Raw genomic sequence first — 18,685 nt, 5'->3', positions numbered from 1 at the left:
AGGAGGCGATCCATGACACTCCAGGGCTGGTTCCTGATCCTCCTGTTCGTCGGCATCCTGCTGGCGCTCACCAAGCCCGTGGGGCTTTGGCTCCACGCGCTCTACGAAGGCCGGCGTACACCGCTGCACGTCGTGCTCGGTCCCGTCGAGCGCGGCTTCTACAAGCTGTCGGGCATCGATCCGAACGCCGAGCAGGGCTGGCGCCGCTATGCGATCCATATGCTGCTGTTCAACGTGGCATTGCTGATCCTGACCTACGCGGTTCTCCGCCTTCAAGGCGTGCTACCGGGCAACCCGCAGGGTCTGGCCGGGCTTTCGCCCGACCTTGCATTCAACACGGCAGTCAGCTTCACCACCAATACCAACTGGCAGAGCTATGGCGGCGAGGCGACGATGTCGAACCTCAGCCAGATGCTGGGACTGACGATCCACAACTTCCTGTCCGCGGCAACTGGCATCGCGCTTGCCTTTGCGCTGTTCCGCGGCTTTGCACGGCGCGAAGCCAAGGCGATCGGCAACTTCTGGGCGGACGTGACGCGGATCACGCTCTATCTGCTGCTGCCGATCTGCATCGTCTACACGGTGTTCCTCATCGCGAGCGGCGTGCCGCAGACGATGGCGGGCGCAATCGACGTCTCGACGCTGGAGGGCGCGCGCCAGTCGATCCTGCTCGGACCCGTAGCCAGCCAGGAAGCGATCAAGATGCTCGGCACCAACGGTGGCGGCTTCTTCAACGCCAACAGTGCGCATCCGTTCGAAAACCCGACCGCGCTGACCAATCTCGTCCAGATGCTGTCGATCTTCCTGATCGGCTTCGGCCTGACGTGGACGTTCGGCAAGGCGGTCGGCAACACGCGCCAGGGCTGGGCGATCCTGTCGGCGATGGTGATCCTGTTCCTCGCCGGCGTGACCGTGACCTATGCCCAAGAGGCCGCGGGCAACCCGATCCTGCACCAGATCGGTGTTGCGGGCGGCAACATGGAGGGCAAGGAAGTCCGCTTCGGTATTGCCGCTTCCGCGCTGTTCTCCGTCGTGACGACCGCGGCGTCGTGCGGTGCCGTCAACAGCATGCACGACAGCTTCACCGCGCTGGGCGGCATGATCCCGCTGTTCAACATTCAGTTGGGTGAGGTCGTCATCGGCGGCGTGGGCGCGGGCATCTACGGCTTCCTGCTGTTCGCGATCCTGGCGGTGTTCGTCGCCGGGTTGATGGTCGGACGCACGCCGGAATATGTCGGCAAGAAGATCGAGAGCCGCGAGGTCAAGCTTGCCGTGCTCGCGATCGCGGTGCTGCCGCTCGTGATCCTCGGCTTCACGTCGCTGTCTGCGGTCTTGCAACAGGGGGTGGCCGGGCCGCTCAACAAGGGGCCACATGGCTTCTCGGAAATCCTCTACGCCTTCACCAGCGCGGTCGGGAACAACGGTTCGGCCTTCGCGGGTCTGACCGCCAACACGCCATATTATAACGGCCTGCTGGGCGTCGCGATGTGGTTCGGGCGCTTCTTCGTGATCGTGCCGATGCTGGCGATTGCCGGCAGCATGGCGGCGAAGAAGTACACGCCGGAGAGCGCGGGGTCGTTCCCGACCACGGGCGGCCTGTGGGTCGGCCTGCTCGTCGTCATCGTGCTGATCCTGGGCGGTCTCACCTTCCTGCCGAGCCTCGCGCTCGGTCCCATCGCCGATCATCTTGCGATGATCCGCGGCCAGCTGTTCTGACACGGGGGCCATCATGGCAAAGACCCAAACCAAGAGCCTGTTCACCGCCGACCTGGTCGTGCCGGCGATCAAGGCATCGTTCCTGAAGCTCAATCCACGCGACCTGGTCCGCAACCCGGTCATGTTCGTGACCGCGGCGGTGGCCGCGCTGATGACGATCCTGCTCGTCATCGGCCATGACGACCTGACCTTTGCCTTCAAGGCACAGCTGGCGATCTGGCTGTGGTTGACCGTGTTGTTCGGCACCTTCGCCGAGGCACTGGCGGAGGGCCGCGGCAAGGCGCAGGCGGCGTCGCTTCGCGCTACTAAGGCAGAGCTGGTCGCAAAGCGGCTCAAAGGCGATGGCCGCCAGTATGACGAGGTGGCCGCCAGCCAGCTCAAGGTCGGCGACATCGTTCTGGTCGAAACCAACGACCTGATCCCATCGGACGGCGACGTCGTGTCGGGCGTCGCGTCGGTCAACGAGGCCGCAATCACCGGCGAGAGCGCGCCGGTGATCCGCGAAGCGGGCGGCGACCGGTCGGCCGTGACCGCGGGGACGCGCGTCATCTCGGACGAAATCCGCGTGAAGGTGACTGTCGAGCCCGGCAAGGGTTTCCTCGACCGCATGATCGCGCTGGTCGAGGGAGCGGAGCGGCAGAAGACCCCGAACGAGGTCGCGCTGACGATCCTGCTGGTGGGCCTCACGATCATCTTCCTGATCGCGGTCGGCACCATCCCGGGCTTCGCCAGCTACGCCGGTGGCTCGATCCCCGTCGCGATCCTCGCCGCGCTGCTCATTACCCTCATTCCGACGACCATCGCGGCGCTGCTGTCGGCGATCGGCATCGCAGGCATGGATCGACTGGTGCGCTTCAACGTGCTCGCCAAGTCCGGCCGCGCGGTCGAGGCCGCGGGCGACATCGACGTGCTGCTGCTCGACAAGACGGGCACCATCACGATCGGTGACCGGCAGGCGAGCGAGTTCCGCAGCGTCGGCGGCACTAGCGAGGCCGAGCTGGCGGAAGCGGCCCTGCTAGCAAGCCTTGCGGACGAGACGCCCGAGGGTCGCTCGATCGTCGTGCTGGCACGCGACAAGTTCAACCTGCAGCGTCCGATGCCCCAGGGGGCCGAGGTCATTCCATTTACCGCACAGACTCGCGTCTCGGGTCTCCGCTTCGGAGACACGCTGATCCAGAAGGGTGCGGTGGATTCGATCCTGCGCGCTAACGAAGGCTCGGGTGCAACGGCAGCGGCGACCGAGTTGCGCCGCATCACCGACGAGATCGCGCGCGCGGGCGGCACGCCGCTCGCGGTCGCCAAGGACGGCCGCCTGCTCGGCGCGATCTTCCTGAAGGACGTGGTGAAGGCCGGGATCCGCGAGCGCTTCGGCGAGCTGCGCACGATGGGCATCCGCACGGTGATGATCACCGGCGACAACCCGCTGACCGCCGCGGCGATCGCGGCCGAGGCGGGGGTCGACGACTTCCTCGCCCAGGCGACGCCGGAGGACAAGCTGGAGCTGATCCGCAAGGAACAGCAGAGCGGCAAGCTGGTCGCGATGTGCGGCGACGGTACCAACGATGCGCCCGCGCTGGCCCAGGCCGACGTCGGCGTCGCGATGAACACCGGCACGCAGGCGGCGCGCGAGGCGGGCAACATGGTCGATCTCGACAGCGATCCGACCAAGCTGATCGAGGTCGTCGGCCTCGGCAAGCAGCTGCTGATGACGCGCGGGGCGCTGACGACCTTCTCGGTCGCCAACGACGTTGCGAAGTATTTCGCGATCATCCCGGCGATGTTCGTGGCGCTCTATCCAGGGCTCGGCGTACTGAACGTCATGGCACTGGGTAGCCCGCAGAGCGCGATCCTGTCGGCGATCATCTTCAACGCGATCATCATCCCGATGCTGGTCCCGCTGGCGCTGAAGGGCGTGGCCTACAAGCCGATGGCAGCAGGTCCGTTGCTCGCTCGTAACCTCGCCATCTATGGCCTCGGCGGTCTTCTCGCCCCGTTCATCGGTATCAAGATCATCGACCTCGTGGTCGGTGGCCTCGGCCTAGCGTAAGGATCAAGACAATGGGCAAGGACTTCTCCTCCGCGCTGCGGCCCGCGATCGTCATGACGATCCTGTTCGCAGCCCTTCTGGGCCTCGCATACCCACTGGCGATGACCGGCATCGGGCAGGCGATTTTTCCCTCTCAAGCGAACGGCAGTCTGGTCCGCGATGCAGAAGGCAAGGTGGTCGGTTCGACGGTGGTCGGCCAGGCTTTCGTCGCCGAACGCTATTTCCAGACACGGCCCTCGGCAGCCGGCAAGGGCTATGACGGACTGGCGTCATCGGGCTCGAACCTCGGTCCGACGGCCCAGGCACTGGTCGACCGGGTGACGCCTGACGTCGCCAAGCGCCAAGGTGAAGGCGTGAGCGGACCGTTGCCGGCTGACCTCGTCACCGCCAGCGGCTCGGGCCTCGATCCCGACCTGTCGCCGGCGGCAGCGCTGGCGCAGTCCGGGCGTGTTGCCCGGGTCCGCGGGCTGCCCGTCGAGCGCGTTCGCGGCCTCGTGACCGCGAATATCGAAACGTCGCTGCTCGGCGACCCGCACGTAAACGTACTCGCGGTCAATCGCGCGCTCGACGCCGCGGCGCCGGCGCGCTGATGCCGGCGGGATCAGGACCCGACGCGGGCCGTCCCGATCCCGACGCCCTCCTGCGCGCAGCAGCGCAGGAGGGCAGGGGCCGCCTGAAGATTTTCCTCGGTGCAGCGCCCGGCGTCGGCAAAACCTATGAAATGCTCTCCGAAGGCGCGGCCCAGAAGCGTGACGGTATCGACGTCGTCATCGGCGTGGTCGAGACCCACGGTCGAGCCGAAACCGAAGCCCTGATCCGCGGCCACGAAATCATCACGCGTCGCGAAGTGCCGTACGAAGGCCGCACGCTGCGCGAAATGGATCTGGATGCCATCCTTGACCGCCGGCCACGACTCGCGCTCGTGGACGAACTGGCCCACACCAACGCGCCGGGTAGCCGCCATCCCAAGCGTTACCAGGATGTCGAGGAACTGCTGGCGGCGGGCATCGACGTCTATTCGACCGTCAACATCCAGCACGTCGAGAGCCTGAACGACATCGTCGCCAGCTTCACGCGCGTGCGCGTCCGCGAAACGGTGCCCGACAGCATTCTCGAAATGGCGGAAATCGAGGTCGTCGACATTCCGCCCGACGAGCTGATCGAGCGGCTGAAGGCGGGCAAGGTCTATCTGCCCGCCGAGGCGACGCGCGCGCTCGGGCATTTCTTTTCCAAGTCGAACTTGTCGGCGTTGCGCGAACTAGCGCTGCGCCGCGCGGCGCAAGCGGTCGACGCGCGGATGCTCGACGACGTGCGTGCGCTCGGCCTTGGCGGGACATGGGCGGGCAGCGACCGGATCGTCGTGGCGATCAGCGAGCTGCCGGGATGCGATGCGCTGGTCCGTGCCGCCAAGCGTGTCGCGGACGGTCTCCGGGGCCCTTGGACCGCCGTGTTCATCGAGACACCGCGCGCCGCGCACTTCACCGACGAGCAGCATGTCCGCGTCGCCGCCGCGATGACCTTGGCAACGCAACTGGGCGGTGCCGTTGCGACGGTTCCTGCCGAGAATGTCGTCACCGGCATTCAATCGGTTCTGGTCGATCTGCGCGCCACCCAGTTGGTGCTCGGCAAATCGAACCGTTCGCGGTGGTTCGAGCTTATCCACGGCTCCGTCGTCGACAAGCTGGTCCGGGACACGCCTGACGTCACAGTACACGTCCTGCCGATGCCGACTTCTCAGGCGGCACGACAGCGCACCCGGCGGCGAACGGGGAATTGGGGCACGCCGGCGGGGTATGCGATAACGACGGCGATGGTAGCGGCCGTGACCGGGCTCGCGAGCGCGCTGTTCCAGATCCTGAACCTTGGCAACGTGGCATTGCTATACCTGCTGCCGGTCATGGCTGCGGCGAGCTTCTTCGGGCTGCGCACGGGACTTTATGCCGGCATCGCCTCCAGTCTCGCCTATAATTTCTTCTTCCTGCCGCCCACCGGCACGCTGACGATCAGCAATCCGGAGAACCTCGTCTCGGTCTTCGTCCTGCTGGGCATCGCGATCGCGACCAGCCAGTTGACGGCACGGGTAAGAGCGCAGGCGGATCTTGCCACCGCTAGCGCACGCACCAACGCCACGCTGGCAGGATTTCTGCGCCAGATCGCCGGCGTCAACGATCTCGACGTTGCCGCACAGATGATCTGCGACGACGTCCATCGCCTGCTCGACGTGCAGGTCGTGCTGCTCGGGCGCACGGACGGTTCCGACCTCGAGATACTGGCCGCAAGCGATCCTGCCTACCGTCTCGATACGATGGACAATGCCGCGGCCAGTTGGGCGTTCGACACCGGCAGCCCGGCCGGCAAGGGCTCTGGCACACTCGCTGCGTCGGAGTGGCTGTTCCAGCCCATGAAGACGGGCGATCGGGTGCTGGGCGTGCTGGGGGTCGCCAGCGACAAGGTCGGCAGTCCGGTGCGTGCCGATCAGTTGCCGCTCCTCAGCAGTCTGATCGACCAGTCAGCGCTTGTCCTGGAACGCCTTCGCTTGCAGACCGAAATGCGCGACGTCGATGTTGTCCGCACGCGCGACCGTCTGCGGGCGGCATTGCTCTCCTCGGTCAGCCACGACCTGCGCACGCCGCTGACTGCGGTGATCGCTGCTGCGGCACAGCTGCACCATGGCGCGACCCCCGAACTGATCGGCACGATCGAGAGCGAAGCGCAGCGTCTCAACCGCTTCGTCGCCAACCTGCTCGACATGGCCCGTGTGGAGGCTGGCGCGCTGAAGCTGAACGTCGAGGCGACCGATCTGAGTGATGCGGTGACGAGCGCCGCGCATGATGCCAGGCGCGCACTGGAAGGCCATGGCGTGCGCCTCGATGTCCCGCCCGACCTGCCGTTGGTACGCGCCGATCCGCAATTACTGCACCATTGCCTCCTTAACCTCCTCGATAACGCCGGTCGCTACGGCGATCCGGGAACGGAGGTCGTCATCGAAGGCCGCAACCGCTTCGGCGAACTGCGGCTTGCCGTGCTCGATCACGGTCCCGGCCTTCCTCCCGGTCGCGAGGGCGAGGTGTTCGAGACCTTCAAGCGCCTGGAAGGCTCCGATCGCGCGATCGGCGGCACTGGCCTCGGTCTCGCCATCGTCAAGGCATTCGCGGAAGCGATGGGTATGATCGTCGAAGCGACCAACCGGCCGGATGGTAGCGGGGCCGCCTTCGCGCTGGTTTTCCCGCCGGCCCTGATCGTTCATGATATCGAGACCGAAAGCGCCTCCTGACATGCCAGCCAAAGTTCTTGTCGTCGATGACGATGCCGCGATCCGTCGTCTTTTACGTACCACACTCATCCGGGCGGACTATGCCGTCGTCGAGGCGGAGGATGCGAAGGGCGCGCTTCGCCTGGCTGCCGTCGAACACCCAAGCGCGATCCTGCTCGACCTGGGCCTTCCGGACCGCGACGGCCTGGCCATCATCCCGCAGCTTCGCGCGCACGGCGACATCGTCATCCTCGTGGTTTCGGCCAGGGACGCGGTCGACGAGAAGGTCACCGCCCTCGATCTCGGCGCGGACGATTTCGTGAGCAAGCCGTTCGATACCGAAGAGCTTCTTGCCCGCCTGCGGGTAGCCTTACGTCATCAGGGATTGTCGGAGACGACGCAGAAGATCGTGCGCCGGGGCGATCTCAGCATCGATCTCGATCGACGGATCGTCTGCCGCGATGGTGAAGAGCTTCACCTTACCCGGAAGGAGCACGAGGTTCTGGGTGTCCTGGCGCGCCACATCGGGCGCGTGGTGACCCACGAGCGCGTGCTCGCCGCATGCTGGGGGGCGGAGGAAGATCCACGCGTCGAATATCTGCGCATCGTCATCCGCAATCTGCGCCAGAAGCTGGAAGCGCCAGGCCCGGTCGGCAGCGTCATCGCCAACGAACTGGGTGTCGGATATCGGCTCCGCTCCGATCACTGAGTGTCTGCCGGGCGGCGCAACGGCCGCGCCGATCCAGGCTATCTTCATGCTGTCGATCGTGCCGGCTGTGCCTGAATTGCAGCACTACGCGTGCGCTATGCAATTAGCTGGAATCGATCTCGAAATACTATGTCGAGGGCGATAACTGGATTGCCACATCAAGGGTTGTGGCATGGCGGCGTGGCATCGGTCGCGGCGCGCTGACATCGGTCTGCGCGCCACGGGACTTCTTCTTTGCTGGGTGAGTTACACTGCGATGTCGCAGGTGGTCGCCATGCACGTATCGCCACACAAGGCTGGCATCCTTGCCTACGGGATCGCCGCGGTCGGCTTCATCGCGGCGAGCGCCGGCAGCGCACTGACCCTGTGGGGTCGTCATCTTTTCGATGAAATCGAGGTGAGCGCGCGCTGGCGTGGGCGGCCCGATCTGAGCGTCTCAATTCCACCAGGAGGTAACATCGAGATGGACATTCCGGAACCGGCCATGCTCGTGGTCGGCCGTGACATCGACGGCGACTGGACCGTCCGCGAAAGCGCGGGAATGCTCCTGGGTCGCTTCTCATCGGCGCAAGCGGCCCAGCGGTTCGCGGAAGCGGAGCGGAGCGGCGCGGACGGACCTCCATTTCGGTCGCGAGCTCGGCCGGCAGTCCGCGTCGGATCGAGGGGCGGCTGGGCCTGGTCTGCGATCGGACACTGAAAGGCGGCGTGGCTCGTGGGTAGACTGCCACCGCGGTTCGCAGGCGTTCGTCCGGTCGTTTGTTGGATCAAAGTAGGAAAACGTCGTGTACGGGTCCGACGACCGGCTCTTTCTCATCGCTGATTCGTCCCGCCCGTGCCGGCTTCGCGCCTTCCGGCCGGTGGGCCGCGCGGACGCAGATGGGCGACCGGCATAGTGTGACCCTCGTGTGACCTTAGCCACGGCCGTTCGAACCGAGCATGATCGATCCGGACACGTCCCGCCCGGCAAACCTGTGCCTGTGCCGGCAACCGGGCGATTGCGGACAGGCTGGTGTTTCGGGTCTACGCCCGTGTCACGACTCGATTCAGGGAAAGGCGAAACCATGCACGCTCCGATCCGCTGGGGCATGATCGGCTGCGGCGACGTGACCGAACGCAAGAGCGGCCCGGCCTATCGCCTGGCCGCCGGCTCCATGCTCGCCGCAGTCGCCGCGCGCCGCCCGGAAGCGGCGGCCGACTATGCGCGTCGCCACGGCGTGCCGCGCGTCTTCGACGATATAGCGGCGATGATCCGGTCGCCCGACATCGACGCCGTCTATGTCGCGACGCCGCCCGACAGCCATGCCGATTATGCGCTGGCGGTCGCTGCGGCCGGCAAGCCATGCTGCGTCGAAAAGCCGATCGCCCCGTCCCTTGCCGAGGCGCAGCGCATGGTCGCGGCGTTCGAAGCTGCGGGGCAGCCGCTGTTCGTCGCCTATTACCGCCGCGCGCTGCCACGATTCGACCAGGTCCGCGACTGGCTGGCCAGGGGCGCGATCGGCGCAGTGCGGCACATCCACTGGACGCTGACCCGTCCGGCGCGGCCGCCGGACAGCGGCGGCTGGCGGACGGTGCCAGAGGCGGCACCCGGCGGCTATTTCGACGACCTCGCCTGCCATGGCCTCGACCTGTTCGACGATCTGCTCGGCCCGATCGTCGCCGCGGCCGGCCACCGCCACATCCAGTCGGGCGTCGGCGTGGTTCCCGATGCGGTCGCCGCATCGTGGCGGCATCACAGCGGTACGCTGGGCAGCGGCATCTGGAATTTCGCTGCCGACCACAGCCGCGACACGGTGACGATCATCGGGGATCGCGGCGAGATCGACTTCGCGATCTTCGACGGCGGCGCCGTGACACTGCGAGCGGACGGGACGCCGATCGACCGCGCATTCGACGACCCCGATCCCGTCCAGCTGCATCATGTCGAACGCATGACCGCGCAGCTGCTGGGCGGGCCCGCCTATGCCGCGACCGGCGTCGCGGCGGCACGGACCGCGTGGGTGATGGACGCGATCCTGGCCAGCGGCGTGGCCTGATCGACTCAAACCGCGCCCGAGAAGGTGTCGCACTGCGCCGGGTCGCCGGTGTCGAGCCCGCGCTTCAGCCAGCGCATCCGTTCCGCCGACGATCCGTGGGTGAAGCTGTCGGGCACCACCGCGCCGCCGCTCTGCTTCTGCAGCGTGTCGTCGCCGATCGCATTGGCTGCGGTCAGGCCCTCCTCGATATCGCCGGGCTGCAACCGCCCGCTCTGCTTCGCCCATACGCCGGCATAGCAGTCCGCCTGCAATTCCAGCCGGACGGAAGCGGCATTGCCCGCACGCGTGTCGCCGCTGCGCTGGACCTGCGACACCTGCTGCGCCGCGCCGGTCAGGTTCTGGATGTGATGGCCGACTTCATGCGCGATGACATAGGCCTGCGCGGCGTCGCCCTTCGCGCCGAAGCGGTTGGCCAGTTCGTCGAAGAAGCTGGTATCGAGGTACAGGTTGCTGTCGCCCGGGCAGTAGAACGGACCCGCGGTCGCCGACGCCGCGCCGCAACCCGATTGCACGCCGCCCTGATAGAAGCTGAGCGTCGGCGCCTGATAGCGCTGTCCGTTGGCGGCAAAGATCTTTTCCCACACCTGCTCGGTCGATTCGAGCACGCGGCAGGACAGTAGCCGGTCGGCGGTGTTGCAGACCTGCGCGCCCGACTGGCCCGCGGTCGTCGACCCGCCGGTGCGCTGGCCGCCACCACCGCCGGTCAGCGAGCCGAGGCCACCCGACAACAGCAGGAACGCGCCGACGACGGCGATCAGCACGACCGACCCGCAGCCCAGCTTGCCGCGGAACAGGAACGGCAGCAGCAGCCCGAGGATCGGGATCCCGCCGCCGCCCCCCCCGCCGGAACCGAGGTCGCGGACGTTGTCGCTGGGATCGAGATCGTCGAGACGCATCGGCTTGGGCCCCCTGTTCGCACATCGGCGTTCGTTTCTTTTGCGTCACGTAAATGCGCGGAGATGCCGGGAGGTTGCAACCATCTGCGCCGAGCGTCATTGAGGGCGCCGATGGCCGATGCCGATCCCCGCCGCCCGAAGCGCACGCGCGACGCCGCGCTGCCGCTACCCGATTGCGTGGCGCTGGTCCTGCAGGGCGGCGGTGCGCTCGGCAGTTACCAGGCCGGCGTGATCGAGGCGCTGGCCGAGACGGGCATCGAGATCGACTGGGTCGCGGGCATCTCGATCGGCGCGGTCAATGCCGCGATCGTGGCCGGCAACCCGCCCGAGCGGCGCGTCGAGCGGCTGCGAGCGTTCTGGGACCTGACCGCATCGGCACTGCCCAGCTTCCCGATCTTTCCGCAGGATCAGGTTCGCGAGTTCGTCCACGAATGGTCGGCGTGGAGCGTGATGGCGACCGGCGTGCCGGGCTTCTTCACGCCACGCGGACTGCCGCCAACCTTCGCCCCGCCGGGCACCCCCGCCGCGCTCAGCTTCTACGATTCGGCCCCGCTCGCAAAGACGCTCGACACGCTGGTCGACTGGGACCTGCTCAACACCGGGCCGGTCCGCCTGTCGGTCGGCGCGGTCGATGTCGAAAGCGGCAATTTCCGCTACTTCGACACGACCACCACCCGCATCGACGCGCGCCACATCATGGCATCGGGCGCGCTGCCGCCGGGGCTGCCCCCGGTCGAGATCGACGGGCGCTTGTATTGGGACGGCGGGATCGTTTCGAACACGCCGCTGACGCACGTACTCGACCACCAGTCGGCCGAGATGCTCGTCTTCCAGGTCGACCTGTTTTCGGCCAGTGCCGACCGTCCGAAGACGATCATGGACGTGATGGCGCGCGAAAAGGAAATCCGTTTTTCCAGTCGGACGCGCCAGGTGTCGGCCGAACGGCTGACGCTGCGCCGCGAACGCGAGGCGATCCGCCGCCTGATCGCCAAGCTGCCGCCCGAATTGCGCGACGATCCCGACGTGGCGGCGCTGTCGAGCGAGGCCGACGAGATGCCGGTCAGCCTGGTCCACCTGATCTACCGCGCCAATGCCTGGGAAGGCGGCGCGCGCGATTTCGAATTCTCCGCCCGCACGATGCGCGAACACTGGTCCGCCGGTCGCGCCGCCATCGCCGAGACGATGGCCAAGTCGCGGCTGGTCGCAAGCAACATCCTCGACGGGCGGACGGCGGCGTTCGACCTGACGCGGGGGTGACACCAACGGGTATGAAGGAAGCAAGCGCATGTTCCTGAAAGGCAAGACCGCCCTGGTCACCGGCTCCACCTCCGGCATCGGTCTGGCGTACGCCAAGGCGCTGGCAGGCGAAGGGGCCAACGTCGTCATCAACGGCTTCGGCGATAAGGACGCGATCGAGACGGAGCGCGCCGCGCTGGAGGCGGCGAGCGGCGGCAAGGCGCTGTATTCGGTGCACGACCTGACGAAGGTCGACCAGATCGAAGCGATGATGGGCGAGGCGGCGGACACCTTTGGCGGCGTCGACATCCTTATCAACAACGCCGGAATGCAGCATGTCGCGCCGGTCGAGGACTTCCCCGTCGACAAATGGGACCTGATCATCGCGCTGAACCTGACGGCCGCGTTCCACACCACCCGCCTCGCCATCCCGCACATGAAGGATGCCAAGTGGGGGCGGATCATCCAGACGGCGTCCGCGCACAGCCTGGTCGCCTCGCCGTTCAAGTCCGCTTACGTCACCGCCAAGCATGGCCTGGCCGGTTTTAACAAGACCGTCGCGCTGGAGCTCGCCACGTTCGGCGTCACCGCCAACTGCATCTCGCCCGGCTATGTCTGGACGCCGCTTGTCGAAGGGCAGATCCCCGACACGATGAAGGCCAGGGGGCTGACGCGCGATCAGGTCATCAACGACGTGCTGCTGGCCGGCCAGCCGACCAAGCAGTTCGTGACGCCCGAACAGGTCGCGGCGACTGCGCTGTTCCTGTGCGGCGATGCCGCAGCGCAGATCACGGGGGCGAACCTGTCGGTCGACGGCGGCTGGACCGCCGGGTGATGCCGATCGCGCTTCTGATGACCACGCTTGCCGCCTGTACGCCGGCGCAGGATGTTGCCGCGACGCCGCAGACCGGCGCGACGGCGCTTGCGACCGAATGCCGCGTGCCCGCAGACGACAATTGGCGGCTGGCCGCGTCGCCCGACGACCGCACGCGGCTGCGCACCTATCGCGATGCGTGGACCGATGCGCTGGCGATGGTCCGCGCGCGCGGGCAGGGCGGTGTGGTTGCGGAAGCCGGCGTGCTGCTCGAACCCGATCGCGCGCTTGGCACCGATCCCGTGCCGCCAACGGGCACCTACCAGTGCCGCACGATCAAGCTGGGCATCCGCGACGAGGGGCGCCCGGCCACCACGACGCTGCCTGCGGCACCCTGCACCGTTCGCCGCGACGGCGACGTGCTGCGGCTGGCGCAGGGGCAGGGCGCACAGCGGATCAACGGTACGCTGTACCCCGATACGTCCGCGCGCGGGGTCTTTCTCGGCACGCTGGCGCTGACCGACGAGCCGACGCCGCTGCGCTATGGCCAAGACAATCTGCGCGACATGGTCGGGCTGGTCGAACGCGTCGCCGACCGCCGCTGGCGCATCGTCCTGCCGCGTCCTGCGCTCGAATCGACGCTCGACGTGGTCGAGGTGACGCCGGGGAATTGAGTCCGTCGTGCTCCCGCGCAGGCGGGAGTTCAAGGTTCTGGAGGTCGCACATCGTGGCTCTGGGCTCCCGCCTGCGCGGGAGCCGACCTGCCTCAATGCCCGATGCTGCTCCCCAGCGCGGCATGGACCAGCCCGCCGTCGACCGTGATCGTTTCGCCGATCACATAATCGCCCGCGCGGCTTGCGAGATAGATCGCCGCGCCCGCCATGTCCTCGGCCTCGCCGATGCGACCCGCCGGAATGCCCTTGGCAACATGATCGCCGTGGTCGCGCGCCGCCTTGTTCATGTCGCTGGCAAAGGCGCCCGGCGCGATCGACGTGACGTGAATGCCGTCACCGACCAGCCGCGCCGCCATGCGCTTGGTCAGCTGGATCAGCGCCGCCTTCGACGCCTGGTAACTGTACGTCTCCCACGCGTTCAGCCGCATCCCGTCGATCGAGGTGATGTTGATGACCTTTGCCGGTCGCGACCGGGCGGCGCCGGCCTTCAGTGCGTCGTGCAGCGCCTGGGTCAGGAAGAACGGCGATTTCACGTTCAGGTCCATGACCTTGTCCCAGCCGCTTTCGGGAAATTCCTCGAACGGTACGCCCCACGCGGCGCCGGCATTATTGACGAGGATGTCGAGCGCGCTTTCATGCTCGGCCAGTTGACGGCTGAGCGCCTTGCACCCGTCGACGGTCGACACGTCCTGCGGTAGCGCGATGCAGTTCGGCCCCAGTTCCTCGGCGGTCGCGAAACACGCGTCGGCCTTGCGCGCAGAGATGTAGACCTTTGCACCCGATTCGACGAAGCCGCGCGCGATCATCTTGCCGATGCCGCGACTGCCCCCGGTCACGAGCGCGACGCGGCCGTCGAGGCGGAACAGGCTGTTGGTATCCATGGTAACTCCAGATGCTGGCCCTGTCTCCTTCATGAGGAGAGGGTTGGGAGAGAGGGGCATTTCACTACAGCACTTACCGGACTGCCCCTCTCCCGGCTTCACTTCGCTCGCCTGCCCTCTCTCCGGACGGGGAGAGGGCTGAAAGTCATCCGCCGCGCTTCATCGTTTCTCGCGCGATGATCAGCTGCTGGATCTGGCTCGTCCCTTCGTAGATGCGGAACAGCCGCACGTCGCGGTACAGCCGCTCGATCCCGTGGTCGGCGATATAGCCCGCGCCGCCGTAGATCTGCACCGCGCGGTCGGCGACGCGGCCGACCATCTCGGACGCGAAATACTTGGCCGCCGCGCTTTCCAGCACGACGTCCTCGCCGCGATCCTTTTTGTCCGCCGCGTCGAGTACCAGCGCGCGCGCCGCCAGCGCCTCGGTCTTGGCGTCGGCGATCATCGCCTGGATCAGCTGGTGTTCGCCGATCGCCTTGCCGAACTGCTTTCGCTCGAGCGCATAGCCGACGCTGTCGGCGATCAGCCGTTCGGCGACGCCGACGCAGACCGCCGCGATGTGCAGCCGCCCGCGATCGAGCACCCGCATCGCGATCTTGAAGCCTTCGCCCTCCGCGCCCAGCCGGTTGGCGACGGGCACGGCCACGTCGTCGAAATGGACATCAGCGACCTTGGCGCCCTTCTGTCCCATCTTCTTTTCCGGCTCGCCGACGGACACGCCGGGCAGGTCGCGCGGCACGAGAAAGGCCGACACGCCACGCGCCCCGAGATCGTCGCCGGTCCGCGCCATGACGGTGAACAGGTCGGCGCGGTCGGCGTTGGTGATGTAGCGCTTCGTGCCCGACAGCCGGTACACGTCGCCATCGCGAACGGCGCGCGCCTTCACCGCACCCGAATCGGACCCGACATCGGGTTCGGTCAGCGCGAAGCTGGTGACGACCTCACCGCTCGCGATCCGCGGTAGCCACTGCGCCTTTTGCTCAGGCGTGCCGGCCATCACCAGCCCCTGGCTGCCGATGCCGACGTTGGTGCCGAAGGCGGAGCGGAACGCGGGCGTCGTGCGGCCCAGCTCGATCGCGACGCGGACTTCCTCCGCCATCGTCAGGCCCAGGCCGCCGTGTTCCTCGGCGATCGACAGACCGAACAGGCCCATGTCCTTCATGGCGTCGACGATGTCGGCCGGGATGGCGTCGTCCGCCTCGACCTGCGCCTCCAGCGGGCGGAGCCGCTCCGCGACGAAGCGCCGAACGGTGTCGATCAGCGCGTCGAACGTCTCCGTGTCGAGGGCCATGGGTACATCCGCTCCTTTCGATTTGGCCCAAGACTATCGCCCGTTCAGCTAGGTTGCAACCATACCCGATGTTCGAGGCCGGGCAAAGCAGTGACGATTGTGCCGATGGGGGTGACGGGCTGCCCGGCAAGCCGCTAAACCTGCGTCATGCGCTGGTATCATCCCCTGCTCTTCGCCCTGGACGCCGAACAGGCGCACCGCCTGACCATTCGCGCGCTGGCGGCGGCGGGGAAGCGGATGGGCAAGGTCGTGACGAGTCCGCGTCTGGCGAACGTCGTCGCCGGAGTGCATTTCCCCAATCCGGTCGGGCTGGCCGCCGGCGCGGACAAGGACGGCGAGGCGGTCCACGGCTTCCACGGCCTGGGCTTCGGCAGCGTCGAGGTCGGCACGCTGACGCCCGTGCCGCAGGCCGGCAACCCCAAGCCGCGCCTGTTCCGGCTGGTCGAGGACCGCGGCGTCATCAACCGCATGGGGTTCAACAACGGCGGATTGCAGGCCGCGCTCGACCGGTTGCCGAGCGAGCGTGCCGGGGTACTGGGCGTCAACGTCGGCGCGAACAAGGACGCGCTCGACCGCATCGCCGACTACGTGACCGGCGTGCGGCAGGCCGGTCGCTGCGCCGACTATGTCACGATCAACATATCGTCGCCCAATACACCGGGCCTGCGCGACCTGCAGCACGGGGCTGCGCTGGCCGACCTGCTGGCCGCATCGCGCGAGGCAGCGGCGCTCAGCCCGTTGTTCCTGAAGGTCGCCCCCGACCTGGAGCCTGTGCAGATCGACGAGATCGCCCGGGCCGCGATCGACCACGGCATCGACGCGCTGATCGTCAGCAACACGACGATCTCGCGGCCCGCGCTCAGGTCCGGCAATGCGGTGGAGGCGGGCGGTCTGTCCGGCGCACCGCTCGCCCCGCTGGCCGCGCAACGGCTAAAGGATTTCCGCACAGCGACGGGCGGGCGCCTGCCGCTGATCTCCGCCGGCGGCATCGCGTCGGCCGACGCGGCCTATGCCCGCATCCGCGCCGGTGCGAGCCTGGTGCAGGTGTATTCGGCGCTGGTCTACGAAGGGCCGGGGCTGGCGCGGTCGATCGCGACCGGGCTGGACCGCCTGCTGGCGCGCGATGGGTTCGCGACCGTGGCGGAGGCTGTGGGCGCAGCATAACCCGCCGTCGTCCCCGCGCAGGCGGGGGCCCAGTGACCGGCGCCCGCGACAAGCAGCCGCCGTCGCCGTCGTCCCCGCGCAGGCGGGGGCCCATCTCCCGGACGCGAGCGCGGGAATGACGGGAGTTACTTGCGCCCCTCTCGCACCGCGTTAGGGTCTGCCCTCATGAGAGCGTTCGTCCTAACCCTGCTCCCGCTGGCCGCGGCCTGCGCCCCGGTCGCGGATCGTCCGACCGCGCCGTCCGCCCTGCCATCAGCCTCCGCCCCGACGGCGCCACTCGTTTCATCGACACCCGCCGCGACCGGCATGGTCAGCGCCGCGGACCCGCGCGCCGTCGCGGCGGGCGTCGAGATCCTGAAGGCCGGCGGCACCGCGACCGATGCCGCCATCGCCACCATGCTCGCGCTGGGTGTCGTCGAGCCGCAGAGTTCGGGCCTGGGCGGTGGCAGCTTCTGGGTGCGGCATCGCACCGGCGGGCAGCTCGACACCATCGACGCGCGCGAAACCGCGCCGATGGCCGCGGGCCCGCGCCTGTTCTACACCGCCGACGGCCAGCCGATGGACCACCGCGACGCCGTCCCCGGCGGCAAGTCGGTCGGCGTGCCCGGCGCGCTGCGGGGCATGGCACTGGCGCACCGTACCGGCGGCAAGCTTCCCTGGGCGCAGTTGTTCGCCCCGGCGATCCGGCTGGCGAAAGACGGGTGGCAGCTCTCGTCCCGCTTCGTTGACGGGCTCGCCAAGAACGGCACCCACATCGTCCCCGAACTGCGCGCGATCTTCTCGCTAGGCGGCGCGCCGCTCCCCGCCGGCAGCACCGTGCGCAATCCCGAACAGGCCGCGTTCCTCGAACGCCTTGCCGCCCGCGGCGCCGACAGCTTCTACGTCGGTCCCGACGCGCAGAAGCTGGTGACGACCGTCCGCACCGCAGCGCGCAATCCGTCGCAGATGACGACCGGCGACATGGCGAGCTATGCCGCGAAGCCGCGCGACCCGGTCTGCGTGCCGTATCGCACGTACCGGATCTGCGGCATGGGCCCGCCGTCGTCGGGTGGCATCACCGTGCTGATGATCCTGAAGCAGCTCGAACGCTTCGACCTGAAGGCGCTGGGCAGGGATTCTCCCGTCGCATGGCACCTGTTCGCCGAAAGCTCGCGCCTCGCCTATGCCGATCGCAACCTGTACATCGGCGATCCCGACTATGTCCGCGTGCCGGTCGCGGGGATGCTCGACCCCGCCTATCTCGCCGGCCGCTCCGCGCTGATCTCGCCCGACACCACGATGGCGAGCGTGACCGCCGGCACGCCCCCGGGCGCCCCGGCGCGGGTGCGGGCCGAACCGGCCGAGACGCCGGGCACGACCAGCCTGTCGGTCGCCGACCGGTTTGGCAACGTCGTCGCGGTGACGACGACCGTGGAGGGCGTGTTCGGCTCGGGCCTGACGGTGGGCGGCATCGTGCTCAACAACGAGCTGACCGATTTCGACACCGTGCCGGTCAAGGACGGCTATCTCGTCGCCAACCGGGTGGAGGGCGGCAAGCGCCCGCGCAGCTCGATGGCGCCGACGATCGTCTATGACGCGCAGGGGCACGTCCGCCTGTCGGTCGGTGCCGCGGGCGGCCCGACGATCATCGCGCAGATCGCCAAGGCGATCATGGGCGTCGTCGATTTCGACCTGTCCGCGCAGGACGCGATCGCGATGGGCCTGCTTTACGCGCCGGGCCCCGGCGGCGTGGCGGAGGCCGGGACCGAACGCGCGGCAATGGTGCCCGCGCTCCAGGCGCTGGGCGAGCGGGTGAGCGTCGGCGGCCTTGGCCTGAAGGCGAACGCCGTCGAATGGGTCGGCGGGCGCTGGGTCGGCGGCGCGGACCCCCGCAGCGAAGGCGTCGCCGGTGACGAGACCGGCTACGTCACGCAGATCCGGCGGTTCGGCAAGGATTCGACCCGGCCGCCGGAATGAAAATTCCGCTATAGC

General features: G+C 67.9%; 15 protein-coding genes. 12 read left to right on the top strand and 3 right to left on the bottom strand.

The annotated features are described in order from the left end of the window. Positions 1–12 precede the first annotated feature (12 nt). The 7 genes from kdpA to ASE86_RS00495 all read left to right on the top strand — a co-directional run bounded on the left by kdpA (position 13) and on the right by ASE86_RS00495 (position 9,758). Complete coding sequence (kdpA, locus tag ASE86_RS00525) at positions 13–1,716, top strand: potassium-transporting ATPase subunit KdpA (protein ID WP_056421591.1); 1,704 nt, start codon at positions 13–15, stop codon at positions 1,714–1,716. A gap of 13 nt (positions 1,717–1,729) precedes the next feature. Further along, positions 1,730–3,763, top strand: a complete 2,034-nt coding sequence (gene kdpB, locus ASE86_RS00520; RefSeq protein ID WP_056421590.1) for a potassium-transporting ATPase subunit KdpB — start codon at positions 1,730–1,732, stop codon at positions 3,761–3,763. Positions 3,764–3,774: 11 nt separating this feature from the next. Continuing rightward, on the top strand, positions 3,775–4,353 hold the full coding sequence (kdpC, locus tag ASE86_RS00515) for a potassium-transporting ATPase subunit KdpC (RefSeq protein WP_056421589.1): 579 nt from the start codon (positions 3,775–3,777) through the stop codon (positions 4,351–4,353). Then, positions 4,353–7,037, top strand: a complete 2,685-nt coding sequence (locus ASE86_RS00510; protein WP_056421588.1) for a sensor histidine kinase — start codon at positions 4,353–4,355, stop codon at positions 7,035–7,037. The genes kdpC and ASE86_RS00510 overlap by 1 nt, the downstream gene beginning before the upstream one ends. Before the next feature lies 1 nt (position 7,038). Next, positions 7,039–7,725, top strand: coding sequence for a response regulator transcription factor (locus ASE86_RS00505; RefSeq protein ID WP_056421587.1), 687 nt, complete (start codon positions 7,039–7,041; stop codon positions 7,723–7,725). A 172-nt stretch (positions 7,726–7,897) separates the two neighbouring features. Next, positions 7,898–8,422, top strand: a complete 525-nt coding sequence (locus ASE86_RS00500) for a hypothetical protein (protein WP_156346989.1) — start codon at positions 7,898–7,900, stop codon at positions 8,420–8,422. A 364-nt stretch (positions 8,423–8,786) separates the two neighbouring features. Next, positions 8,787–9,758 carry a Gfo/Idh/MocA family protein gene (locus ASE86_RS00495; protein WP_056421585.1) on the top strand — a complete coding sequence of 324 codons (972 nt, stop codon included), beginning with the start codon at positions 8,787–8,789 and terminating at the stop codon, positions 9,756–9,758. A gap of 5 nt (positions 9,759–9,763) precedes the next feature. Here the strand turns inward: ASE86_RS00495 and ASE86_RS00490 are convergent, their stop codons facing one another. Beyond that, complete coding sequence (locus ASE86_RS00490; protein WP_056421584.1) at positions 9,764–10,654, bottom strand: neutral zinc metallopeptidase; 891 nt, start codon at positions 10,652–10,654, stop codon at positions 9,764–9,766. Between the two features lie 111 nt (positions 10,655–10,765). On the opposite strand from ASE86_RS00490, the gene ASE86_RS00485 reads away from it, so the two are divergent. Genes ASE86_RS00485 through ASE86_RS00475 form a run of 3 tightly spaced genes read left to right on the top strand, consistent with a single transcriptional unit; the run spans position 10,766 to position 13,378 of the window. Next, entirely contained in the window at positions 10,766–11,911 is a 1,146-nt protein-coding gene (locus ASE86_RS00485; RefSeq protein WP_056421583.1) for a patatin-like phospholipase family protein, read from the top strand. A 28-nt stretch (positions 11,912–11,939) separates the two neighbouring features. Further along, a complete protein-coding gene (locus ASE86_RS00480; protein WP_056421582.1) occupies positions 11,940–12,725 on the top strand; it encodes a 3-hydroxybutyrate dehydrogenase in 786 nt (261 codons plus the stop codon). Between the two features lie 17 nt (positions 12,726–12,742). Beyond that, positions 12,743–13,378 carry a DUF4893 domain-containing protein gene (locus ASE86_RS00475; RefSeq protein WP_082441807.1) on the top strand — a complete coding sequence of 212 codons (636 nt, stop codon included), beginning with the start codon at positions 12,743–12,745 and terminating at the stop codon, positions 13,376–13,378. Positions 13,379–13,470: 92 nt separating this feature from the next. On the opposite strand, the gene ASE86_RS00470 is transcribed toward ASE86_RS00475, so the two are convergent. Both ASE86_RS00470 and ASE86_RS00465 read right to left on the bottom strand, forming a co-directional pair. Beyond that, positions 13,471–14,259, bottom strand: a complete 789-nt coding sequence (locus tag ASE86_RS00470; RefSeq protein WP_056421581.1) for an SDR family oxidoreductase — start codon at positions 14,257–14,259, stop codon at positions 13,471–13,473. A gap of 145 nt (positions 14,260–14,404) precedes the next feature. After that, positions 14,405–15,550, bottom strand: coding sequence for an acyl-CoA dehydrogenase family protein (locus ASE86_RS00465; RefSeq protein WP_056421580.1), 1,146 nt, complete (start codon positions 15,548–15,550; stop codon positions 14,405–14,407). 147 nt (positions 15,551–15,697) lie between these two features. Between ASE86_RS00465 and ASE86_RS00460 the strand changes: the two genes are divergently transcribed. Next, on the top strand, positions 15,698–16,714 hold the full coding sequence (locus tag ASE86_RS00460) for a quinone-dependent dihydroorotate dehydrogenase (RefSeq protein ID WP_056421579.1): 1,017 nt from the start codon (positions 15,698–15,700) through the stop codon (positions 16,712–16,714). 165 nt (positions 16,715–16,879) lie between these two features. Further along, positions 16,880–18,670 carry a gamma-glutamyltransferase gene (ggt, locus tag ASE86_RS00455; RefSeq protein WP_414881248.1) on the top strand — a complete coding sequence of 597 codons (1,791 nt, stop codon included), beginning with the start codon at positions 16,880–16,882 and terminating at the stop codon, positions 18,668–18,670. The last annotated feature ends 15 nt before the right edge of the window (positions 18,671–18,685 follow it).

Origin of the sequence: Sphingomonas sp. Leaf33 (assembly GCF_001421785.1) — a bacterium.
Classification (GTDB): Bacteria; Pseudomonadota; Alphaproteobacteria; order Sphingomonadales; family Sphingomonadaceae; genus Sphingomonas.
The sequence above is the reverse complement of the archived record's forward strand: the minus strand, read 5'-3'. Positions and strand labels throughout refer to the sequence as shown.